Source organism: Bacillus sp. hwrm1 (assembly GCF_040207805.1).
Classification (GTDB): Bacteria; Bacillota; Bacilli; order Bacillales; family Bacillaceae; genus Bacillus; species Bacillus velezensis.
This window is the reverse complement of sequence record NZ_CP157943.1, coordinates 3,117,410-3,139,871: the sequence shown is the minus strand read 5'-3', so window position 1 is coordinate 3,139,871 and position 22,462 is coordinate 3,117,410. Positions and strand designations below refer to the sequence as shown.

The following is a 22,462-nucleotide window of genomic DNA, read 5'->3' as shown; positions in this document are numbered from 1 at the left end:
GATGAAGGTAACACCTCCTGTTAGTAAGATAATGGTTTAACTTAACAGCAGCATAAATGATTGAAGCACTGCAAGCTTTTCAGGAGCCAGCCTTTTTTTCAGCTGGGCGCGCTCCTCTGGTTCAAGCTTTTCAAACCGATTCAAGATCACGGAGATGTTTTGATTCATGTGATCAATTTCCGATGCCAGATTTCCAATATCGTCAGGCAGGGCTGAAGAGGGAAACTGGTTCTCCAGTCGATCTTTTATATCAGACAGGGCCAATCGCTGCTTTTTACAAGCGACTATAAACTTTAACCGATTAAGTGCAAGTGTATCGTAGTAACGATAGTTCGAACAAGACCTGTCAGGCTTTAAAAGCCCGAGGTTTGTGTAGTAATCCACCGTGCGTTTCGTTACACCGGCAAGCTCTGCTAATTCACTGATGCGATAAGTCTCAGCCCCATCTAAATCCCTCCCCAACCATCACGTTATAGTTATGAGAATAGTTTAATATATGAAGGGGAGTTTGCACAAGTTTATTGTTTTCCGTCTTTCTCCTGAAACGGCGCGGCGGGCTGTCTGAAAAAGCGTTGACTGCGCCATGTAAATCTTTCATAATCATTGTAAATAGAAACGGAAGAAAAAGACAGAAGGGACAGATGACAGTGGCCGGTTTATCACGGGAAGTGACACAGAATCTGGAGAAAGGTTCATGGATACGCAAACTATTTGATGAAGGCGCTCGGCTGAAAAAAGAGTTCGGCGCCGATAAGGTGTTTGACTTTTCAATAGGAAATCCGGTTGCGGAGCCGCCTGAAACATTTAAAAAGGCGCTTTGCGAAGCGGCTGAAACAGGGCGGCACGGATACATACAAAACCAGGGGCTTCCGGAGGCGAGAGAAAAGGTTGCGCGCTTTTTGTCAGAGCGGTTTCAGACAGAAATTTCCGCCAGGCATACAGTCATGACGGTCGGAGCCGGCGGGGCGCTGAATGTCGCGCTGAAAAGCATTTTAAACCCCGAGGAAGAAGTCATCCTACTTGCGCCTTATTTTGCGGAATATAAAGCGTATGTTGAAAATTACCGCGGCAGACCCGTCATCTGCCCGCTGACTGACTCATTTGAGATTGATATTGAAGCGGTTAAAGGTGCGATCACCCCCCGTACGAAAGGACTGATCGTTAATACGCCGCATAATCCGACGGGGACTGTGCTCAGCCAGAAAAACCTTAACGAATTAGGCGCCTTATTAAAAGAAGCCGAAGAGCGGAACGGCCAAAGCATATTTATTTTATTTGATGAACCGTACAGCCAGCTGATCTACGGAGAAGAGCAGGCGAATCCGTTTCAGGCGTATCACCGCGTGATTTTAGTCAGTTCGTTCAGTAAAGATCTCGGCATTGCGGGGGAAAGGCTCGGGTATATCGCGGCAGGCGCCCAAATGCCTGAGGGCGATCTTCTGACGGATGCGTTCGTTTTCTGCAACCGGACGCTCGGCTTTGTGAACGCTCCGGTCATGATGCAGCGCGCCGTGGCGAAAATGGATGATCTTTCGATTGACTCTGAACCTTACAGAAAGCGGAGAGACCTTATGGTGGACATCCTCACAGAAGCCGGCTTCGAATTTGAAATGCCGAAAGGAGGCTTTTTCGTCTTTCCGAAATCACCGATTGAAGACGAGGTGGCATTCTGCATGCATGCCGCACAGAAATACAAACTATTGATCGTACCCGGCAGCGGATTTGGAAAAAGCGGCTATTTCCGATTATCTTTCAGCGTGCCTTCAGAACAGATCAGACAGTCGCGCGATATTTTCAAAGCACTGTATCAAGATTTTTCTTCATAGCTTCCAATACATAAAGATGGGAGAACGGACAAATGTCGAGGAGTAATAATGGCACGTCAGACATCAGCATTACAGGAATCGGAGTCTTAACCGCGGTCGGACAAGGCAAGGAGGCGTTTCTCGATGCGCTTATGGAGGGGCGGCACGCCTTTGATGTGATGAAACGGCCCGGCCGGCAGAAAGGCAGTTCGTTTATCGGCGCGGAGCTTAGCGAATTAACGCCGCCGGACGCGCTGTCGAAGCGCTTGTACCGAAGGGCCGCATTATCAGGAAAGACGGCGCTTATCGCTTTATATGAAGCGTGGCATGACGCTCAATTAGACGGCGCTGATCACAGCCGCACCGGTCTGATCATCGGCGGCTCGAATATGACGCAGCGCGAATTGCTGCAGGCCTTTGAGAAAAACGGTGAAACGCCGCAATTTGTAAATCCGACATACGGGCTTTCTTTTATGGATAGTGATTTGTCGGGGCTTTGTACGGAGCAATTCGGGATAAAAGGGCCGGCCTTTACGGTCGGCGGCGCGTCGGCAAGCGGCCAGGCGGCGGTTATTCAGGCTGCTCAAGGAATCAAAGGCGGCCTGTTTGACCGGTGCATCGTGATCGGGGCGCTGGCCGATCTGTCGTACATGGAGTGTCATGCTCTCCGTTCTTTGGGAGCGATGGGCACTGATACATACGCTGAACGGCCTGAAGCCGCCTGCCGCCCGTTTGACCGGCATACGGACGGGTTTATATTCGGAGAGGCGTGCGGGGCGATTGTGCTGGAACGCGCTGAATCTGCCGAACAGAGGGGCGCACGATCGTGGGCCGGCTTAAAGGGCTGGGGGATGGCTTCCGATGCGAACCGCAACCCGAATCCTTCAGCAGAGGGCGAAATGACGGTGATCCGCCAGGCGCTGGAGCGGGCCGGTCTTTCAGCAAAAGAGATCGATTACATCAACCCGCACGGCACCGGTTCGCCGATCGGTGATAAGACTGAATGCCGGGCGCTTTCTGAAAGCGGCCTGTCGCACGCGCGGATTAATGCGACAAAATCGATTACCGGACACGGTCTGAGTGCGGCCGGAACGGTGGAAATCATTGCTGCTCTCTTGCAAATGCGGGAAAACAAGCTTCATCCGATCCGAAACTTAACGGAGCCGATTGACGATTCATTTCAGTGGGTGACCGACGGGCCGAGCGCCCATACCGTACACCATGCGTTAAGCTTAAGCATGGGATTCGGGGGGATTAATACGGCGCTTTGTTTAGAAAATCATTTCCGAAGCAGATAACGGCAGCCTTCTTTTTGAAGGCTGTTTTTTATATGATAAAAATCTGAAAATGATGAAAGAATGGAGTTGTGATACAATAAACTATACAAATGACAATCATGCTTTGACTTAGGAGGTGGCAGGATGGGGCCCTCTGTGTAGTCAATCATCCATTTCGTTCCTCTCGCTTAAGAAAAAACGATGAAATCAGGAGGTGACGTCCTTATCCTTCAATTCGGGATAAGGTGAAATGGACGATATTGACAGTTTGATTTTAATCGGTGTGCTCATTGCGTTAACGGCATTTTTCGTGGCGAGTGAATTTGCGATCGTCAGAGTGAGAAGATCCAGAATCGATCAGCTCATTTCAGAAGGGAACAGACGGGCGGTGCTCGCAAAGCGTATCATTACGGATCTTGATGAGTATTTATCCGCCTCGCAGCTTGGCATTACACTCACATCCATCGGGCTCGGCGTACTGGGAGAGCCTGCATTTGAGCGGATGCTTCATCCTGTGTTTCAGGGCATGGGGCTGCCGGATTCTGCTGAGCATGTGATTGCTTTTGCTGCGGCGTACGGGCTGATTACGTTTCTGCATGTCGTCGTCGGTGAGCTTGCGCCTAAAACGGTTGCGATTCAAAAAGCGGAAAAGCTGACGTTATGGATTGCCGGACCGCTTCGGTTATTTTACGTGTTCATGTTCCCGTTTATTTGGGTGCTGAACGGCTCCGCGAGAATTCTGACCGGTTTGGCCGGATTAAAGCCGGCATCTGAGCATGAAGGCTCCCACTCTGAAGAAGAGCTGCGGATCCTGCTGTCAGAAAGTTTAAAAAACGGAGAAATCAATCCGTCTGAATATACATTTGTGAATAAAATTTTTGATTTTGATAATCGGATCGCCAAGGAAATCATGATCCCGAGAAAAGAAATCGCGGCTGTTTCCACTGATATGGACGTGCCGGAAATGCTTGAGATGATGCTGAAAGACAAATATACGCGCTGGCCCGTAACGGACGGGGACAAAGACAGTGTCATCGGCATGATCAATACGAAGCATCTCTTTTCAGATCTGCTGTTTATGACAGAAGATGAAAAAGCGGAAGTATCCATCACGTCTTACATCCGCCCGGTGATTGAAGTCATCGAGACGATCCCGATACACGACCTGCTGATAAAAATGCAGAGAGAACGGATTCATTTGGCGATATTGTCTGATGAATACGGCGGAACGTCCGGTCTTGTGACGACCGAAGACATCCTTGAAGAAATCGTCGGCGATATCAGAGACGAATTTGATGAGGACGAACAGCCGCAGATTCAAAAGCTGTCCGAACGCCATTATGTGCTGGACGGAAAGGTTCGGATTGATCAGGTGAATCATCTTCTCGGCGCAGGGATTGAAGAGGAAGTCGACACGATCGGCGGTCTTGTGCTGAAACGGAATATTGACATCTGTGCGGGTGAGTCGATACAAATCGGGGGATACACTGCCCTCATATTAGAAATGGATGGCCGGTTTATTAAACAGCTTGAACTCAAAGAAGAACAGGGCCGCCCGGGCGGTCAGGGAACAATAAACCGCCAGCTGCCCGTGCCTGAAACGGTCATGCTTCATAACGCAACCTTGAGCGAAAAATAAGCTCAAGGTTTTTTTAAATGGATATCATAACAAAGCCGCACCAGAACGCCAAAAGGCTTCCGGCTGCTGAAACAGCGATGTAGAGCAGGCTTTCCTTTATGCGATTGTTCATCATCAGCTGCACGGCTTCAATACTGAACGTGGAAAAGGTCGTAAACGCACCGAAAAAGCCCGTCGCGATGATGATGCCGGCAGAAGGATTATCCAGGCCCAGGCCGGTGAACATGCCGAGGCCGAAGGAGCCGAGCAGGTTGACCGCAGCCATTCCAAGCGGCATCGGAAAACCTTTTGTTCTTTCTGAAATTGTTTTACCCAGCAGAGACCGTAATACCGCTCCGATACCCGCTGCGATAAGCATCAGGACAATCGTCATGGCGTATCATGCCCCCTTCCCGCTGCGTGAAGGGCAATCCGCCGTCCCCAGAAAATGCCGGCACATGCAAGGGTAATGCCAGAGACTAATGTCGCGGCAAAATAACAAAAAGCCGCTGCGGGAGACGATTGCAGCAGAAAAATGGTTTCTTTTGCGAAGGTTGACATCGTCGTGAAACCTCCGCAAAAACCGGTTCCTAAAAAGGCGGTCAAAAGAGGGCGTTTAGCCCGAATGATGAAATAACCCGTAATAAGACCGAGTAAAAGGCTTCCCGCCGCATTTTCGAGGAAAGTGGCCGCCGGGAAAGAACTGCTGTGAATGTGCGCGCTCATTTCAAAGCGGAGCAATGCGCCAAGCGCGCCTCCGATAAAAATTGCGATGTATTGTTTCATATCAGCCATCCTTAGAAATAAAATCCGGAAAATCAGTTACAATGCCGTCAACTGCCATCATTTGCAGTTTTTCGGCCGTCTTTTGATTTCTGACCGTCCAGGCAAATACTTTCAGGCCGTGTCTGTGAGCGGTGGAAATCAAGAACCGATTCAGGCGGGTATATTTAATATTGACATAATTTACGGCTGATTTGTAGGCGGCCAGCTGGCTTTTGGAAAACATCCCGAAGCTGGGTCTTGCAATTATTGCAGTCGGAACGGACGGATACATGTCGTGAAAGGTCTGAATTGACTTGAGGCTGAATGATTGAACGATAGGGCGGATGGAAAAGGAAAACCTGCTTAACAGCTGGCCGACTGCTTTTTCAAGACCGACTTGAGAAACGTGCCCCTTCAGTTCAATTAAAAATCCGATTTCAGAATGATAACGCTTCAGAACCTCTTCGAGCAGGGGAATCCGCTCCCCTTTAAACTCAGCCCCATACCAGCTGCCGGCATCCAGAGACTGCAGCTTCTTCAGCGTAAAATCTTTTACAAAACCGGAGCCGTCCGTCGTCCGGTCGACTTTGTCATCATGGATGACGACAATCTGGCCGTCTTTTGTGAGCTGGACGTCAAGCTCAATGAAATCAGCGTTCATTTCGGCAGCGATATCAAATGCCGCAAATGTATTTTCGGGCGCGTAACCGGATGCGCCGCGATGAGCGATGGTATACAAGCTTGTCAGCTCCCCTCATGGGCATTTCTGTTATTATATCAGATTCGTATATGCACAGCGATTCAAACTGGTGAATGTGCGAAACAGTATTTTTTTGGAATAAAGATAGTGCTTTTTTCGGTTTACAATCCGCAGTGATGATTTATAATGGCAAAAAGGAGGCGAGATCATGGGAAAAGGGAGATTGAAAGTGGAAGAAAGAATTAAGGCCGAAACCGATGCTGAAATCCAAAAAGCGACTCTCCTGAAACAGACACAATCAAAGAAGAAATAGTGCCTGACCCTGTTGTATCTGGCTGAAAGATGAACGAATGTGTGAAAAACCCCGGCTGTGCTCTGATGCCGGGGTTTTTCAGGCTGCCTAAAGACATTAAAAGAAGCTGATGTCCGAATGTTTTAGTATAATAGATTTTCGACAAGACAAAGGAGCATATGCCATGATGACACAATTTCAGAGCTTTTTTACGCTTGACCATATTTTGCAGATCAGTATCAGCATCGGAATTTTAGCGGCTTTTCTCGTTTTGAGAAAACTGTTTGTCAAATACTTTTTTCAGCTCATTTACAAATTGGCGAACAAGCCGAAAACCGACATATTCAAACAGATTGCCGTAGCGTTTGACAAGCCGGCCAGATGGTTTTTCGTGGCGCTGGGTCTATTTTTGGCGATTGAGTATTCGCCGTTTTTAGACGGGCAGATGGACATTGTCAAAAAATTATACCGCTCTCTGATCGTTGCGCTGATCGCCTGGGGGCTTTGCAATCTGACATCGGCGTCTTCGTTTTTATTTCATAAAGTCAATCAGCGCTTTGAGCTTGATATGGATGACATTTTGGCGCCGTTTTTATCCAAGGTGCTGCGCTTTGTCATTCTCGCGCTCAGCGTCAGTGTGATCGCGCAGGAATTCAATTATGATGTAAACGGGTTCGTGGCCGGACTCGGACTTGGCGGATTGGCCTTCGCGCTTGCGGCTAAAGATACGATCAGCAATTTTTTCGGCGGCATTATCATCATTACGGAAAAGCCGTTTACGATCGGCGACTGGGTCGAGACGTCATCTGTAACGGGGGGCGTTGAAGATATCACATTCCGAAGCACAAGGTTCCGCACGGCGCAGGGGGCGCTTGTTACCGTACCCAATTCAACGCTGTCCATGGAAGCCATCACAAACTGGACGAGGATGACGAAGCGCCAGGTCACGTTTTCCGTTCGTGTTTCTTATGCGACGCCGATTGATCGTTTAGAGCGGTGCATCACAAGGCTCAGAGAAATGCTTCGTGAACATGAAGGCGTGCATGATGATACGATTATGGTTAACTTTGACGTGTTTGCGGACAGCTATTACAATCTGTTTTTCAACTTTTACACAAAGACCATCGTGTGGGCGGAAAGCCTGGATGTGCGGCAGGATATCAACCGCCGGATTATTGATATTTTTGCTGAGGAAGGCGTGGAATTCGCCTATCCGGGCCAGAATGTATTCGTAAAACAGAAAAGCCACGATGATCCGGTTCATGTGAAGGATCATTCCGGAGAAAAAGAACGGGCATAACAGGCGCCGTTCTTTTTTCATGATATGATAAAAAGAAAAGGCGGTGGAAGAGTGGAAGCGTTTATGACATTGATCAATCAGGCGGAACGTATCGTGGTGCTGACGGGAGCGGGAATGAGCACGGAATCCGGCATTCCTGATTTTCGTTCGGCGGGCGGTATATGGACCGAAGACACATCCAGAATGGAAGCGATGAGCAGGGAATACTTTGAACGCCGTCCGCGTGAATTCTGGCCTAAATTCAAACAGCTCTTTCAGATGAAAATGAGCGGGAGCTATGAGCCGAATGCCGGCCATACGTATTTGGCGGATCTTGAAAAGCGGGGAAAGCAGGTAGACATTTTTACGCAGAATATTGACGGGCTGCATAAGAAAGCGGGAAGCAGCAGTGTCTATGAGCTTCACGGTTCAATTCAGACCGCCGCATGCCCCCGCTGCGGAGCGCGCTACGGGCTTTCTCATCTGCTGAAGGACGAAGTGCCGGAATGTACGGCGGAAATCGGTGATCATGCGGTATGCGGCACCGTATTAAAAACGGATGTCGTGCTGTTCGGCGATCTCGTTCAGCATTTTGAAACCCTTTATGAAAAGCTTGATAAAGCTGATCTTCTTCTTGTGATCGGCACTTCGCTTGAAGTGGCGCCGGCAAGGTTTGTCCCTGAGGATGCGGGCCGGATTCCCGGTTTGAAGCAGGTGATCATTAACCTTGAGCCGACATATTGCGACCATTTATTTGATCTTGTCATCCATGAGAAGATCGGTGAATTTGCAAAACGGATCAGCGCCGCGACATAAAAAAAGCCGGATCATATACAGATCCGGCTTTTCTTATTCATGGACGGGAATCATTTGATCCGTCAAAACATCAAAGGAGTAGCCCTGGGCTTTCAGTTTTTGGATCAGGCTCGGCAAAGCGTGCACCGTCGCAGGCAGATCGTGCATTAAAATGACATGCGGCCTGCTCGTATGAACGCTTTCCAAATATGCGAGCTGATTCAATACTTCCGGCACGTACCGTGCGTTTTTGTACTTCCAGTCTTCACTGTCTATCGTCCAGTCCCAGTACACGAATCCGCCTTTTTCGAGATTCTTAATCTGGGCATCCGTCAATGACGGTTTACTGCCGTAAGGCGTGCGGACAAGATCCGTTTTTACCCCGGTGATTGCCTCGAGTGTATCGCGTCCCTGCTGCATTTCGTTCAGCGGTGATGTCGGTGTTTGATAAAACAGGTGATTATCGTGCGTCACGCCGTGCAGGCCGAGCGCGATTCCTTCCTGCTTCGCTCTTTGCACGGAATGCTTATAGGCTTTCATCCGCGGTTCAAGCATAAAAAAAGTGGCCTTTGCGCCATTTGCCTTCAATACATTCAACAGCTGTTCAGTATATGGAGACGGCCCGTCGTCGAAGGTTAAATATACCGTTTTTTTTCCTGGGTCACGCTCTCTCTGCAAATGTTTCATTAAGATGTCGGGAGAATCATTTTTCAGCCGCAGGCTTTCTGCTTCATCCCGAAGCTGCCCGTTTGCGGTCACGGTGACCTGTTTGTTTTTTGCGGCGGAAGCGGAATATCCCATTATGACGATTACCAGAAGCAGTCCGCACAAAACTGCTAAACTCGTAAGTTTAAAAGCCAATGAAAACAGAGAAGGGGAAGCACCTTCTTTTGTGTTGCGCATAACAATCTCTCCAGTAGCATAAGTTTCTGCATAATGCCGATAACAGCGGAGGCTTGCGAAGTGCCATAAGTTAACAGCATATGTATGTCGAATCAAGTATACAGGAACAAAACTGGAAAAGACATAGAAAAGATGTCGAATAATAAGATTTTAAGAAAAAAATAAACTCCGCAGCCGGCTCGTTCAGTATGATAGAATAGTTGACAATAACAGCTGAGAATGCACATCACGGCAGATAACGATGAGGAGGGTTTACATGAAGACATTAGTAAACGGCCAGTTGGTTGATCGTGAAGAAGCGGCAGTTGATATTGAGGACCGCGGATATCAATTCGGTGACGGTGTGTATGAGGTCATCAGAGTGTATAACGGCGCCTTATTCGGTCTGCGTGAGCATATCGACCGTCTTTTCAGAAGCGCCGCAGAAATCGGCATCACCCTGCCGTTCTCCGCAGAGGACATAGAATGGGATCTGCAAAAGCTCGTACAGGAAAACAAACTCATTGACGGCGGGGTCTATATACAGACGACGAGAGGGAAGGCGCCGCGGAAGCACCAGTATGACGAAGGATTGGAACCGCAGACGACGGCATACACCTTTTCAGTAAAAAAACCGGAAAATGAACAAAAAGCCGGAGCGCAGGCCATAACGGCGGAAGACAAACGCTGGCTGAGGTGTGACATTAAGAGTCTGAATTTACTGTATAATGTGATGATTAAACAAAAAGCCTATGAAGCAGGCGCTTATGAAGCGGTGCTGATAAGGGACGGAGCGGTCACGGAAGGAACCTCTTCCAATGTATACGCCGTCATAAACGGCACTGTCCGGACGCATCCTGCAAATGAGCTGATTTTAAACGGCATTACGCGGATGAAACTGTTAGAGCTGATGAAAGAAAACGATATTGAGGTGCGGGAGAAGGCTCTTACCGAAGACGAACTCAGGGATGCGGATGAAATTTTCATCTCGTCAACGACGGCTGAATTAATCCCGATCGTAACCCTTGACGGGAAACCGGTCGGAAGCGGAGTGCCGGGACCTGTAGCCAAAACGATTCAGGAGGCTTTTCAGTCGCACATTCAGCAGGAGCTCGGGGTTCAGTCATAAGCTGAAAAAAGGCCGGAACACATCCGGCCTTTTTACTTCAGTCAGATAAAAAGAGATTCGATATGCTGAACGAGCACACGGGAGATCTTCTCTTTTGAAAGACGCTCAGGTTCAAGCATGGCATGCAGCGCCAATCCGTCGGCGATGGCGTACATTTTCTCCGCTTCGATCTCTTTATCAAGATTCGGTTTCAGAAGCTTATTTTCATCCAGCCAGTCAATCAGACCGCGGATATATGCCAAGATCCCGTCCTGCTGGGGTTGAAACTCTTCTCCCTTATGTCTGGCATAAGCTGTGAAAGCGAACCATACCTCCATTTCAGCCATCGTTTCTTCATCTGTCGGGATGATTTCAAGCATCAGACGCACCGCTTTTTCTTTCGGCGGCAGATCTTTCATGGCAACTTCGTTAATTCTGGCGGCCGCTTTTTCTTTTACGAGTGTCATCGCATACCCTAAAAGCTCATCCTGGGTGGTGAAATAGTGCCTCAGCGCGCCTAAAGAAAGACCCGCTTCCTGGGCGATGTTTCTCACTGTCGCTCCTTCCATTCCCCGCTCCAAAATCGTCCGCCAAGTGGCTTCGGCTATTTGTTTTCTTCTTTTTTCATGATCGATTATTTTAGGCATGGTTCCAGTGTAACAGGAAATATTTTTTCTTGCAATTTTGTAATACAGTTGTATTAAATAAAAAGCAGTGATACAATGCATTTTAGAAAACGATAAGGGGGAACCGGATTGAACGCGATTGCTTGGTTGATTGTCATTTGTGAGGCTGCTTTTTGGGCGGCTGTCATCTTCGGATTGGCGGCGCGCTATATATTCAGGCGGCAAAAGCTCGGAATGTTTTTTTTCGCTCTCATTCCTTTATTGGATGCCGTACTGTTTCTGGCGGCCGCAGCTGATTTATACAGAGGGGCGGCGGCGACTATGGCGCATGCGGTGGCGGCCATTTATATCGGAGTGTCTGTCGCCTTCGGGAAAAGCATGATTCAATGGGCGGATGAGCGGTTCCGCTATTATGTGGTCAAGGAAGGGGCAAAACCGGTCAAACGGTACGGACTGGATTATGCCAAACATTATGCAAAAGGATGGGGAAGACATGTATTAGCATTTGTCATCGGCGGCGTTCTTTTAGCCGGAACGGTATTTCTCATTCAGGACGCTTCCCGCACCGAAGCGCTCAGCAAGCTGTTAAAGGGCTGGTCTGTCGTATTGTGCATCGATTTTTTGATCATGGCGAGTTTTTTTGTGATGCCGAAAAAAAGAAGAAACAGCCGGGAGCTGTAAAAAAAGCAGCTTTTGATTAAGCTGCTTTACAGAAAGAATTATTTTACGATCAGCACGGGAATATCGGATTTCGATGACAGTTTTTCACTGACGCTTCCGAATAAAAGTTTTTTCAGCCTGTTCTGGTCCCGGCTCCCCATGACGATCAAATCCGCCGATATACGGTCGGCATGCTCGATAATGGCATCAGCGGGATCACCTTCTAAAATGTCGATATCCCCGTCAATCTGGCTGTCGTTCATCAGCATTCTCGCTTCCGCAACGATTTCTTCCGTACGGTCTTCATAAATCATCGGATCAGGGGAGATTCTTTCCGCCTGGAGCGGGTCAGGAACGCTTGCAATCCCGCCGCCGATATACGTTGCCCCGGCTCCCGGCCTCGGGGGATCAACAATCGTCCGGGTATCTTTTGCATTGTGGGAATGTACGACCGTTAAATCCGCGTGAAATGTTTTTGAAAGGTCTATGGCTTTTTGGAGCGCTTTTTTACTATCATCACTTCCGTCAAAAGCTGCTATCAACCGGTCCGCGTGAAACATCGGCCTCATCCTTTCAGTAAAAAAGGTTTGTTTTACAATACCCGAATGGCAGAAATGTAAAACCTGCATTGACAAAAAAAGGATTTGTTTATATGATGAAGGAACAATATAGGGAAAAAGGAGGTATGGATCATGTCAAAACTAAAGCTTGTCAACTCATCTTCAGCTGAATACCGGCGTGACTCCCATACAGCGTCCGTTTTCTGAACATTTGCTTAAAAACGGGGCAGTCGCGCATAAGCGGCGGGTCTGTACCTTATTTATAATAATAAGAGGCATGGAGCTGAGGCTTCATGTCTTTTTTTATACAAAAAAATGAAAGAAAGACAGGTGTGATGCTTGTGGCGGTATTAGCGAAAACAATGAAAAACAATCCGGAAAAGCTTGAGGGCGGCTGATTGATGAAAGGGGATGACAGTATTTGTTTACTGTATTAAAAAAGCTCGCATGGTTTTTTAAAGCCTATTGGCTGCGCTATACGACAGCGATTGTTCTGTTATTGATTGTGAATGTCATTGAAATGTTTCCGCCTAAACTTCTCGGTAACGCGATAGACGATATGAAGGCGGGCGTGTTTACAAAAAGCGGGATGCTGTTTTACATATGTGTATTTCTCGCATTAACGGCAGCCGTCTATTTACTGTCTTATTTTTGGATGTATCAGCTTTTCGGCGGGGCGAATGTCATGGAGAAGATTCTCCGTTCAAAGCTGATGGGAAGGCTTCTTCAAATGTCACCGCCGTTTTACGAGAAATACAGAACGGGCGATTTAATGGCGCGGGGGACAAATGACTTGCAGGCCGTCAGTATGACGACGGGCTTCGGGGTCTTAACGCTCGTTGATTCGACGATGTATATGCTGACGATATTTTTGACAATGGGGCTTCTCATCAGCTGGAAGCTGACATTTGCCGCGATTATTCCGCTGCCGATAATGGCGGCTGCGGTCAGCCTGTACGGAAAAAAGATCCATGAGCGGTTTACGGAAGCGCAGGATGCTTTCGGATCATTAAATGACAAGGTGCTGGAGTCGGTATCCGGCGTCCGGGTCATCCGGGCTTTCGTACAGGAAAAAAATGATATCAGCCGGTTCGGTGATATGACGGCGGATGTATATGAGAAAAACATGAAGGTGGCGTTTATCGATTCACTTTTTGAACCGACTGTGAAACTTCTCGTCGGCCTCAGCTATCTCATCGGTCTCGGCTACGGCGCATATCTCGTTTTTCAAAACCGGCTGACGCTGGGAGAGCTGGTATCGTTTAACGTGTACCTCGGAATGATGATCTGGCCGATGTTTGCGATCGGAGAATTAATCAATATCATGCAGCGCGGGAATGCCTCCTTGGATCGTGTCAATGAGACGCTTTCCTATGAGCCAGACGTGATCGGGCCCAAGCACCCCGCCGGCATCAAGGAGCCCGGGCGTCTTGTTTTTGAACAAGTGACTTTCACGTATCCGAGCGGAGCGGGACCGGCGGTTTCTGATGTATCTTTTTCCGTAGAAAAAGGGCAGACACTCGGCATCGTCGGGAAGACGGGAAGCGGAAAGACGACGATCATTAAGCAGCTGTTGCGTGAATATCCGCCCGGCGCGGGAGCAATCACGTTTACAGGCGTTCCGATTCAGGAGATTCCGCTTGAGGAGCTCCGCGGGTGGATCGGCTATGTGCCGCAGGATCATATTTTATTTTCAAAGACTGTAAAAGAGAATCTGCTTTACGGACGGCAGGATGCAAACGAAGAGGAAATCGGCAGCGCGCTGAAAGATGCGCATTTTGAAAACGATATCGGTATGCTTTCCGACGGGCTTGAGACGCTGGTCGGCGAGAAGGGCGTAGCGCTCTCTGGCGGACAAAAGCAGCGCATCTCAATTGCGAGAGCGCTTTTGACCGATCCTGACATTCTCATATTAGATGATTCGCTTTCTGCCGTAGACGCGAAAACGGAAGCCGCCATCATTGACAGCATCCGTAAAAAACGGCGGCATAAAACAACGATTATCACCACCCATCGGCTCTCGGCAGTTGAACACGCAGATCTCATTCTCGTCATGGATGAAGGCCGGGTGTCTGAAAGAGGCACGCACCGGGAGCTGTTGGCGCAGAACGGCTGGTATCGAAAACAATATGAGAGGCAGCAGCTGTCCTCTCTTGAAGAAGGGGGGACGGGCGCATGAAGACCGGGAGAAGATTATGGAATTACGCGCTTCAATATAAGAAGCTGCTGATATGGGCGGTCGTCCTGCTCATTATTGCGGTCGGCACTGAGCTGACCGGCCCGTTTATCGGAAAAAAAATGATTGACGACCACATTCTCGGCATTGAAAAAACATGGGTTAAAGCCTCTGCGGACGATCCGGGCGCCGTCAGGTTCCGGGGGCATGATTATGTCAGGGAGGACCGGCTCAAACCGGGGGCGGACAAAACCGGAGAGGCGCACATTTATCAAGTCGGTGCGGGCTACTATTTTGTTGACCGTCCCGTCAGTTTTGACGGAAACCGTTCGGTGTCTGACGGCCGGCTGACAATATCAAACGGTAAAGAAAGCAGGTCATATCCCGCCATTACGTTATCAAGACAGGAGATTTTTCAATTTTACCGTCCCGAAATAAAAGGATTGCTGACGCTGACCGCCATTTACGCGGGACTGCTCATGTTTTCCGTATGTTTTCATTACGGCCAGCATTATCTGCTGCAGATGGGAGCGAACCGGATCATACAGCGCATGAGGCAGGATGTATTTTCACACATTCAGAAAATGCCGATCCGCTACTTTGATAATCTGCCTGCCGGAAAAGTCGTGGCCCGCATTACGAATGACACAGAAGCGGTCAGGGATTTATATGTAACGGTGCTGTCGACATTTATCACAAGCGGCGTTTATATGCTCGGCATTTTTACGGCGCTGTTTATGCTTGACGTCAGGCTGGCCGCCGTTTGCCTGCTGATTATTCCGATTTTAATGATCTGGTCGGTTGTGTACCGCAAATACGCATCCGTCTTCAACCAAAAAATCCGTTCCATTAACAGTGACATTAATGCGAAAATGAACGAGTCCATTCAAGGAATGCCGATTATTCAGGCGTTCCGCCGCGAGAAGGAAACGATGAAGGAATTTGAAGAATTGAATGAAGCTCATTTCCGCTACAAAAACAAAATGCTGTCCTTAAATTCCCTCATGTCCCACAGTCTTGTCAATGTGTTGCGCAATCTGGCGTTTGTCGGGCTGATCTGGTATTTCGGAGGCGCGAGTCTGAGTGCGGCCGGTATTGTTTCGATCGGTGTTTTATATGCATTTGTTGATTATTTAAACCGTTTGTTCCAGCCGGTTACGGGGATTGTCAACCAATTTTCGAAGCTTGAATTGGCCCGTGTCTCTGCCGCCAGGGTATTCGAGCTTTTACAGGAGGAGGAAACGGAAGAAGAAGGCGCTCCCGCAGACAGAAAGGCGGAAGGGACAGTGGAATTCCGCAATGTTTCTTTTGGGTATCGAAAGGGAGAAGAGGTGCTGAAACAGATCAGCTTTACAGCTGAAAAAGGGGAGACGGTCGCCCTCGTCGGCCATACGGGGTCCGGCAAAAGCTCCATCCTGAATCTTCTGTTCCGTTTTTATGATGCCCAAAAAGGAGATATCCTGCTGGACGATAAAAGCATATACGGCATGTCGAGGCAGGAGCTGAGGTCGCATATGGGCATTGTGCTGCAAGACCCGTATCTTTTCTCGGGCACGATCGGCTCCAATGTGACACTCGATGATCAGCGTATTTCTTTGGAGCAGGCGGAAGAAGCGCTTCGCCAAGTCGGCGCCGCAAGTCTTCTGCAATCCCTGCCGAAGGGCATCAGAGAGCCCGTCACCGAAAAAGGCGGCACACTGTCCTCAGGCCAGCGTCAGCTGATTTCTTTTGCAAGAGCGCTTGTGTTCGATCCGGCCATTTTAATTTTGGATGAGGCGACGGCGCACATTGACACCGAAACAGAAGCAGTCATTCAAAAAGCGCTGCAAGTCGTTCAAGAAGGACGCACGACATTTATTATCGCCCATCGGCTTTCCACGATCAGACACGCAGACCAGATTCTCGTGCTGGAAAAGGGCCGCATTATTGAAAAGGGAAGCCATGACGAATTAATGGCGCAAAAGGGGCAGTACCACCAAATGTATGAATTGCAGAAAGGAACGGCGAAGTCCGCGGTGTAATCGGAAAGGGTGAATCAAAGATTCGCCCTTTTTTTCATTCAGTAAGCCAGTCCCACCCGTTTTCTGACAAACTGCGGGCTGATCAGCTCACGGTACAGAAAGTGCGCCGTGTCTCCGACGGTGATTTCAGCGCCGTCTTCAGGAAGGCGATCCTGTTCGAACCGGTAAACTCCGGCAGCATCTCCGTCAGGAAGGTAGGTGGGACAGATGATCGTCCAGTCAAGATCCTCTGCCAGCAGCATCTCGTATACGCGGGCGTGTTCCTTTGCGGCTCTTGTTGATTTTCGTTTTGATTCTGCCGATTCAAAACGGTATTGATCAGGCATAAGCCGTGATTGAAGGATACCCGCGGTGCCGATCGTAATCAGACGCTGAACATGATGCCGTTTCATGCTGTCTATTATATGGGTCATAGCGGTTGAAAGGGTATCGTCACCGTCCGTGCCGAGACAGCTCACGACTGTGTCCGCTTTGGAAATCAATCGGCTTACATCTTCCCGCCGCCTCGCATTCCCTGTTATGATTTGTTTTTCAGGAATGGGAAGGACTGTTCCGGCTGATCTGACAAGAGCGAATATCTCCATGTGTCCATGTTTCTGCGCTTCTTTTATAAAAGCCTGTCCGACTCTTCCCGTTGCTCCGAGTAAAGCGATGTTCATGTAAAAAACCTCCTCGCCGCTCATTATATCATTCAAAGCAGCGGGGAAAAGAATACCTGTGAATAAACGGGAAATGGTGGGCAACATATTCATTGACCAAAGAAACACTTACGAACTGAATCAGCTCCCAATTGACTGAGGCAATGAATGACATGTTTTCCCTCCTTTTTTCCTAGGGTATGTGGAATAGGAAAAAAGGGTGACGGCATAAAAGAAGACGCGGTATCCCGCGCCTTCTGTAAGCCATTTATTGAGTTATTGTACGCCTTGGCCGCCCATGTTCTGCTGTGCGAAAGATACTAAACGTTTAGTGATTTCTCCTCCGACAGAACCGTTTGCACGAGAAGTTGTTTCTCCGCCAAGGTTTACGCCGAACTCAGAAGCAATTTCGTATTTCATTTGGTCGATTGCTTGAGCAGCGCCGGGTACTACTAGTTGGTTTGAAGAGTTGTTGTTTGCCATTTGTATGATCTCCTTTATAAAGTAGTATGGTTGGGTTTGCTGGAATTGCACCAGCCGATGATTTTCGGAACGAAAACCATTGCCAGCTCGGCTTCACCCAATGCTGTTTGCCGCTTTGTACTACGTATTATGGTGAATCAAACGGCATCTCATTCGGAAAACGGTGTGGTAAATAGCGGAAGGAAAAAGAAAAGCCCAGCCTGGTGCGGCTGAGCTTTTAGCTTTCAGTCATATATGTGATAAAGCATTAATTCATGCAGCTCTTTTACGAGAGCCGGCTCTTCTTTTCCCGGATGTGTGTGTCCCCATTCAATGTCTCCTGACTTGTGGTAAATCCCTTCGTAATGCGTACCCTGCCAGTAAAATGAAATCCGCCATCCGGGCAGTTTCTCTTTTTTGAATAACGGTTTCCAGCTGAAGTGCGAAATCATGACGTTCACGCTCCTTATGGGAAATGTTGATCTTGTTCATTGTAGCTCATCGTTCAATGCCTGTCCCGGGTAAACCTAAAAAAAGACAGCCTCACCGCCAAAGTTTTTCCGGGGCGGTGATGGACCGTTCTGATAAATACGACGCGTATTCAAAATTTCTCCGTTTTGTCAGGTAATCGACCGATCTCAGCTTCGGATGGGAAAATATGCTGCGCCCGGGGCGGGAATTGGCTTCAAACATCCAAACTTTCCCTGAATGATCGACGCCGAGGTCAAAACCGATTTCGCCGATAAAACCTTCAATGTGCTCATTTAACACGCGGCTGACCGCCAAGGCGGCTTTTGAAAGTTTCCGCATCATGCCGACTCTCTCTCTCGGATCGCCGTATAATTCAGCTAACGTCCTGACTTCTCCGCCGGTTGCGAGATGCGTCGTGATGCTGTTTTCACCGGAAATTTTTGCCGCAATGGCCGTCACTGTCCATTTCCCCTCGGCGTTTTTATTCGTGTGCACCCTGAAATCGACGGGGCGCCCATCCAGCCGGATCAGGTCAATGCCTTGCTGAATTAAAAATGCGGACGGGTCATTGTTTTCTTTAAATGATGTCATGAAGGATGCCGCATCTGAATACTCTGCCGTCACCACCGTTTTTTCCTCATTCGTGTGTTTGACAGATAAGCCGGCATCTGTTTTTTCCACCTTGTAAATCCCCGTGCCGAGTGCGCCGTCTGCAGGTTTGATATAGACGGTGTCAAACGTGCTGCATAACGTTTCTAACGCTTCTGCATTCGGGTGCAGGACAGATTTTGGCAGAAGTGAAGCGGTGAGACTGTTTTTTTCCAGAAGCTTATGAATGTCCCATTTATTAAAGAATTGCGGATTAAACCACGGAATCTGATAGTCATTCATCAGCCTTTGTTTTGTCTGCTGTAAAAGCGGAACTTCTTCCGTTTTTCGGCTCGGGAGCCTGTCATATACGACATTCGGAAGCGGGACGGCCGTCCGTTTCCAGCTGTTTTCTTTATAAATCAGCGCTTGGACGGTGCCTTCTTCCCAGTTGATCTGATGGGCCCCGAAAACGAAACAATATCCGTTCGCCTGTTCATGAAGAGAGAGCATCTTGGAAAAGAAGGCTGTACGGTCTCTTAACGGGCGGGACGGCGATGATGTGAACCCGGCTGTGAAAACGCCGATCAGCGGTCCGATGTGCACCGTCTGGCCGTGTATGAGAAAGTCAGCCCGGCTTTTATGCGGTATCAACAGCTCCTCGAACAAATCTTCAGAAAGGAGCGCGCTTTTTTCAAGTGATTGAGAAAAGGCTACACGGCATTTGACAACCTTGGTCCCGAAGGCAGCGGATAAAAGCCCTTCCCGTTTCATGGAGGAGGGGAGAAACAGCGTATTTTTGCTTTTTTTATCGATGCCGACAATCATCCCTTTATGATTCACGCGGTAATACTCCTTTCCGGCTTTCCTGTGACTGAAGTTCGCGGAAGCGTCTCAGCGGACTCGTATACAAATCCTCTTTCGCCTCCGGAGCCACGCTTAAAATAGCTTTCCGTCCCGGCTTTGAGTTGACATCCAAAAGCCAGATGCGTCCGTCTTTGGCATAACAAATATCGAGCCCCAGCTCAAACAGCGGCCCGAACCGTTCATCAAGGAAATAAGGGACGGATTGGGTGATCGAAAAGACATCATCCAATAAAACGGCCTGCTGCTTTCTCGGAATTTCCTCAAACCATGTGTCAAACTTAATCGGTTCAGATCCTCCGGGCAAATGAGATAAAAGACCGTTCTGATAACCCCTTCTGACCGCTTTTCCGACCGTTTCCCAAACGCCTGACTCCGTTTTGCGCATGAAAATGCGGATGTCGCACGGATGCCGCTCTTTATCCTGGATATTTAAGTAGGATTGAAGCAAATAGCGGTGCTGCAGCACTTTTTTGCACCAAGACTTAAAAGACACGTGATTGGAAAATGATTTTGTTTGTTTGTTTTTTCCGATATAGTAAGTGGCCGTAATTGATTTTTTGCCTGTTTCAAGCAGGATGATGCCTCTGCCTCCCGCGCCGAAAGCGGGCTTAAGTATACATGCTTTTTCCTTGGCTAAGTATGATTGCACCTGTTCATAGCGGCTGACTTCGGCCGTTTCAGGAATATAGGGACTGATCAGATGATGCTTTTGGAGCGCATCCGTGACCGTCCATTTATCAGGAAGCCCCCGGCCGATAAATTCCGTTTTCCGATATTTTTTCAGCCATTCGACGATCGGTTTGGCTTTTTGCGCTTCAGCGGATTTTCCGTAAAAACAGCGGTCGTAAATATATTCGGGAATATCGATTTCCGTTTCGTTCCACTTTCCGCTTTGCGGGTGATAGACGAGCGCTTTCACGCGCAAAGAATCCGGAAATATATCAAACGGTGTAAAGCGGGCTAAGCGCACATTATATTGAGGCGCTCTTTCAGCCAATTCCCCGGCGTAATCTTCCTCGTGCCGGCGGGATACAGACATAAAACCGAGTGTTGTCATATTATTACTCCCCCTTTATTCAAAAAGCCGCTGATGGAACGGCCCTTCCATCCAATAAATATGCTAAGCGCGTTATAAAAGATGATCTACTGTAAAGAGTACGAAACAGCATCTTGCCTTATTCCTCACAAACAACAATTCAGGTTCTTCATTTGCCCGCATGCCCGCCAGCCTCTATAATACGAATAGATATATCATCAAGAAAATAGAACATAAGATGGAGGCAGAAGAAAAGGAATGGGCATAGCAGGAACGTTTCTATTTATGATTGTGATCGGAGCCGCGATCGGCGCGGTGACGAATCATCTTGCCATTCAGATGTTATTTCGTCCGTACCGGCCGTATTACCTGTTCGGAAAACGGGTTCCGTTTACGCCGGGGCTGATCCCGAAAAGACGGGATGAATTGGCAAAACAAATGGGGCTCATGGTGACGAACCACCTTTTAACCCCGGAAGGAATAAAAAAGCGGCTTTTATCAGATACCGTTAAAAACCAGGCGCTTCTTTTCGCCGAACAATTCACGCAAAAAATGGCCGCTTCCGAGATGACGGTGCACGAAGCTTTGGCTGCCGCGGGCATCCGGAATCCGCAGGAAAAGACGGATGCCTGGATTGACCGTTTTACCGATGAAAAGCTTTCGGAACTGTACCGGAAATATGAGCACCGCGCCATAAAAGACTGGCTTCCTGATGAGCTTCAGGAAAAGCTGGATGAAAAAGTCCCGTTGGCCGCAGATTATATTCTGAAGCGGAGCATTGATTATTTTGAGAGCGAAGAAGGGAAAGACAGGCTCGGAAATATGATTGACGACTTTTTGAATTCCCGGGGGATGCTCGGCAGCATGGTGCAGATGTTCCTCGGCAATTCAAGCTTGGCAGACCGTGTGCTGCCTGAGCTGTTAAAGTTTTTGCGCAATGAGGAAACGAAAAAGCTTCTGGCTGATCTGCTTTCTCAAGAATGGGGCAAGCTCAAATCTTATACACTTTATGAGGCCGATGAAAAGTGGAATGCGAAAGATCTGCTGTTCAGCATGAAAAAGCGGGCTTTGGCCGCACTTCAAACCGCGCCCTTTTTCGAATGCCGGCTCGGTGACATCATCTCCCGTTATGAAGGTGAGATTACGGGAACGTACGCGCCGAAGCTGCTTGATGCGGCACTCGGCAGTATTGCCGCTCATTTGGAGAATGTGCTGAAACGGCTGCGTCTTGAGGAAGTGGTCAAAGAGCAGGTTGATCAGTTTCCCGTTGAACGGCTGGAGGAAATGGTGCTGTCGATTTCCAAGAGAGAATTTAAGATGATAACGTATTTAGGCGGTCTGCTCGGCGGGATAATCGGAGCAATTCAGGCTTTGTTTGTCATTCTTTTCTAAGGAAAACATACGCCGATGATGAAAGTCGCTCCGCAGTCTGTTATAGTGGAGTGGTATGTCCGAAAGGAAGAAAGGAGCGGTTATTATGGCAGTTCATTTTTATGATGCAGCATATGATCTTGAAAAAGCTTTGCGAAACAGTGATGAATACAGCCGTCTGAGAGGGCTTTATGATCAAGTAAACGCAGATGAATCCGCAAAACGCATGTTTGATAACTTCCGCAATGTACAGCTGCAGCTGCAGCAGAAACAGATGTCAGGTGAAGAAATCACTCAGGAAGAGGTAGAGCAGGCACAAAAAACGGTTGCTCTCGTACAGCAGCATGAATTGATTTCTCAGCTGATGGAAGCGGAACAGCGCATGAGCATGCTGATCGGCGAGTTAAACAAAATCATTATGAAACCTCTTGAAGAGCTTTACGGCAGCCCGGAATAAGCTCCACA

At 48.5% G+C, this 22,462-nt stretch carries 25 protein-coding genes; 12 read left to right on the top strand and 13 right to left on the bottom strand.

All coding sequences use genetic code 11. The annotated features are described in order from the left end of the window. Positions 1–36: 36 nt before the first annotated feature. Entirely contained in the window at positions 37–462 is a 426-nt protein-coding gene (locus ABK447_RS15680) for a MerR family transcriptional regulator (protein ID WP_007409263.1), read from the bottom strand. A gap of 179 nt (positions 463–641) precedes the next feature. On the opposite strand from ABK447_RS15680, the gene ABK447_RS15675 reads away from it, so the two are divergent. From ABK447_RS15675 to ABK447_RS15665, 3 genes are all read left to right on the top strand, one after another. After that, on the top strand, positions 642–1,826 hold the full coding sequence (locus ABK447_RS15675) for a pyridoxal phosphate-dependent aminotransferase (RefSeq protein WP_059366855.1): 1,185 nt from the start codon (positions 642–644) through the stop codon (positions 1,824–1,826). 32 nt (positions 1,827–1,858) lie between these two features. Then, entirely contained in the window at positions 1,859–3,103 is a 1,245-nt protein-coding gene (locus ABK447_RS15670; protein ID WP_015239486.1) for a beta-ketoacyl synthase N-terminal-like domain-containing protein, read from the top strand. 229 nt (positions 3,104–3,332) lie between these two features. Further along, positions 3,333–4,721 carry a hemolysin family protein gene (locus tag ABK447_RS15665; RefSeq protein WP_100001337.1) on the top strand — a complete coding sequence of 463 codons (1,389 nt, stop codon included), beginning with the start codon at positions 3,333–3,335 and terminating at the stop codon, positions 4,719–4,721. A 13-nt stretch (positions 4,722–4,734) separates the two neighbouring features. Here the strand turns inward: ABK447_RS15665 and crcB are convergent, their stop codons facing one another. From crcB to ABK447_RS15650, 3 genes are read right to left on the bottom strand one after another with little or no spacing between them, the layout of a single operon-like run. Further along, a complete protein-coding gene (crcB, locus tag ABK447_RS15660; protein ID WP_012117180.1) occupies positions 4,735–5,094 on the bottom strand; it encodes a fluoride efflux transporter CrcB in 360 nt (119 codons plus the stop codon). Beyond that, positions 5,091–5,486, bottom strand: coding sequence for a CrcB family protein (locus tag ABK447_RS15655; RefSeq protein ID WP_032866192.1), 396 nt, complete (start codon positions 5,484–5,486; stop codon positions 5,091–5,093). The genes crcB and ABK447_RS15655 overlap by 4 nt, the downstream gene beginning before the upstream one ends. A 1-nt stretch (position 5,487) precedes the next feature. Beyond that, positions 5,488–6,204, bottom strand: a complete 717-nt coding sequence (locus ABK447_RS15650) for a glycerophosphodiester phosphodiesterase family protein (protein WP_015417128.1) — start codon at positions 6,202–6,204, stop codon at positions 5,488–5,490. A gap of 169 nt (positions 6,205–6,373) precedes the next feature. Between ABK447_RS15650 and ABK447_RS15645 the strand changes: the two genes are divergently transcribed. The 3 genes from ABK447_RS15645 (at position 6,374) to ABK447_RS15635 (ending at position 8,552) form a co-directional block, all read left to right on the top strand. Beyond that, on the top strand, positions 6,374–6,478 hold the full coding sequence (locus ABK447_RS15645) for a YhdX family protein (protein ID WP_003155299.1): 105 nt from the start codon (positions 6,374–6,376) through the stop codon (positions 6,476–6,478). A 163-nt stretch (positions 6,479–6,641) separates the two neighbouring features. Continuing rightward, entirely contained in the window at positions 6,642–7,757 is a 1,116-nt protein-coding gene (locus ABK447_RS15640) for a mechanosensitive ion channel family protein (RefSeq protein WP_007409256.1), read from the top strand. Between the two features lie 63 nt (positions 7,758–7,820). Then, positions 7,821–8,552, top strand: a complete 732-nt coding sequence (locus tag ABK447_RS15635) for an NAD-dependent protein deacylase (RefSeq protein WP_301294548.1) — start codon at positions 7,821–7,823, stop codon at positions 8,550–8,552. Positions 8,553–8,585: 33 nt separating this feature from the next. Here ABK447_RS15635 and ABK447_RS15630 read toward each other — a convergent pair whose 3' ends face one another. Beyond that, positions 8,586–9,434 carry a polysaccharide deacetylase family protein gene (locus ABK447_RS15630; RefSeq protein ID WP_015239490.1) on the bottom strand — a complete coding sequence of 283 codons (849 nt, stop codon included), beginning with the start codon at positions 9,432–9,434 and terminating at the stop codon, positions 8,586–8,588. Between the two features lie 256 nt (positions 9,435–9,690). Here ABK447_RS15630 and dat point away from each other — a divergent pair, with 256 nt between their 5' ends. Further along, positions 9,691–10,542 carry a D-amino-acid transaminase gene (gene dat / locus ABK447_RS15625; protein WP_100001340.1) on the top strand — a complete coding sequence of 284 codons (852 nt, stop codon included), beginning with the start codon at positions 9,691–9,693 and terminating at the stop codon, positions 10,540–10,542. A 41-nt stretch (positions 10,543–10,583) separates the two neighbouring features. On the opposite strand, the gene ABK447_RS15620 is transcribed toward dat, so the two are convergent. Further along, on the bottom strand, positions 10,584–11,168 hold the full coding sequence (locus ABK447_RS15620) for a TetR/AcrR family transcriptional regulator (protein ID WP_012117186.1): 585 nt from the start codon (positions 11,166–11,168) through the stop codon (positions 10,584–10,586). A 108-nt stretch (positions 11,169–11,276) separates the two neighbouring features. Between ABK447_RS15620 and ABK447_RS15615 the strand changes: the two genes are divergently transcribed. After that, the gene (locus tag ABK447_RS15615; RefSeq protein ID WP_007409251.1) at positions 11,277–11,828 is read left to right on the top strand and encodes a hypothetical protein; all 552 of its coding nucleotides are present in this window, start codon (positions 11,277–11,279) and stop codon (positions 11,826–11,828) included. A 38-nt stretch (positions 11,829–11,866) separates the two neighbouring features. Here ABK447_RS15615 and ABK447_RS15610 read toward each other — a convergent pair whose 3' ends face one another. Next, on the bottom strand, positions 11,867–12,367 hold the full coding sequence (locus ABK447_RS15610; RefSeq protein ID WP_007409250.1) for a universal stress protein: 501 nt from the start codon (positions 12,365–12,367) through the stop codon (positions 11,867–11,869). A gap of 421 nt (positions 12,368–12,788) precedes the next feature. On the opposite strand from ABK447_RS15610, the gene ABK447_RS15605 reads away from it, so the two are divergent. Then, the gene (locus ABK447_RS15605) at positions 12,789–14,546 is read left to right on the top strand and encodes an ABC transporter ATP-binding protein (RefSeq protein WP_015239494.1); all 1,758 of its coding nucleotides are present in this window, start codon (positions 12,789–12,791) and stop codon (positions 14,544–14,546) included. Beyond that, positions 14,543–16,564, top strand: coding sequence for an ABC transporter ATP-binding protein (locus tag ABK447_RS15600; protein ID WP_059366844.1), 2,022 nt, complete (start codon positions 14,543–14,545; stop codon positions 16,562–16,564). Before ABK447_RS15605 ends, ABK447_RS15600 begins: the two co-directional genes overlap by 4 nt. 38 nt (positions 16,565–16,602) lie before the next feature. Here the strand turns inward: ABK447_RS15600 and ABK447_RS15595 are convergent, their stop codons facing one another. The 6 genes from ABK447_RS15595 to ABK447_RS15570 all read right to left on the bottom strand — a co-directional run bounded on the left by ABK447_RS15595 (position 16,603) and on the right by ABK447_RS15570 (position 20,647). Then, positions 16,603–17,223, bottom strand: coding sequence for an NAD(P)-dependent oxidoreductase (locus ABK447_RS15595; protein WP_076423810.1), 621 nt, complete (start codon positions 17,221–17,223; stop codon positions 16,603–16,605). Positions 17,224–17,251: 28 nt separating this feature from the next. Beyond that, positions 17,252–17,377 carry a hypothetical protein gene (locus ABK447_RS15590; protein ID WP_007409245.1) on the bottom strand — a complete coding sequence of 42 codons (126 nt, stop codon included), beginning with the start codon at positions 17,375–17,377 and terminating at the stop codon, positions 17,252–17,254. Positions 17,378–17,478: 101 nt separating this feature from the next. Beyond that, positions 17,479–17,685 (bottom strand): alpha/beta-type small acid-soluble spore protein, encoded by a 207-nt coding sequence (locus ABK447_RS15585; protein ID WP_007610368.1) that lies wholly within the window; start codon positions 17,683–17,685, stop codon positions 17,479–17,481. A gap of 224 nt (positions 17,686–17,909) precedes the next feature. Continuing rightward, positions 17,910–18,125, bottom strand: coding sequence for a YheE family protein (locus ABK447_RS15580; RefSeq protein WP_012117190.1), 216 nt, complete (start codon positions 18,123–18,125; stop codon positions 17,910–17,912). 82 nt (positions 18,126–18,207) lie between these two features. After that, positions 18,208–19,566: a YheC/YheD family protein gene (locus ABK447_RS15575; protein ID WP_015239497.1), complete on the bottom strand. Its 1,359-nt coding sequence runs from the start codon at positions 19,564–19,566 to the stop codon at positions 18,208–18,210. Next, entirely contained in the window at positions 19,556–20,647 is a 1,092-nt protein-coding gene (locus ABK447_RS15570; protein ID WP_012117192.1) for a YheC/YheD family protein, read from the bottom strand. Before ABK447_RS15570 ends, ABK447_RS15575 begins: the two co-directional genes overlap by 11 nt. A 237-nt stretch (positions 20,648–20,884) precedes the next feature. Between ABK447_RS15570 and ABK447_RS15565 the strand changes: the two genes are divergently transcribed. Next, on the top strand, positions 20,885–22,018 hold the full coding sequence (locus ABK447_RS15565) for a DUF445 domain-containing protein (RefSeq protein ID WP_052827224.1): 1,134 nt from the start codon (positions 20,885–20,887) through the stop codon (positions 22,016–22,018). Positions 22,019–22,103: 85 nt separating this feature from the next. Beyond that, on the top strand, positions 22,104–22,454 hold the full coding sequence (locus ABK447_RS15560; protein WP_014720937.1) for a YlbF family regulator: 351 nt from the start codon (positions 22,104–22,106) through the stop codon (positions 22,452–22,454). The last annotated feature ends 8 nt before the right edge of the window (positions 22,455–22,462 follow it).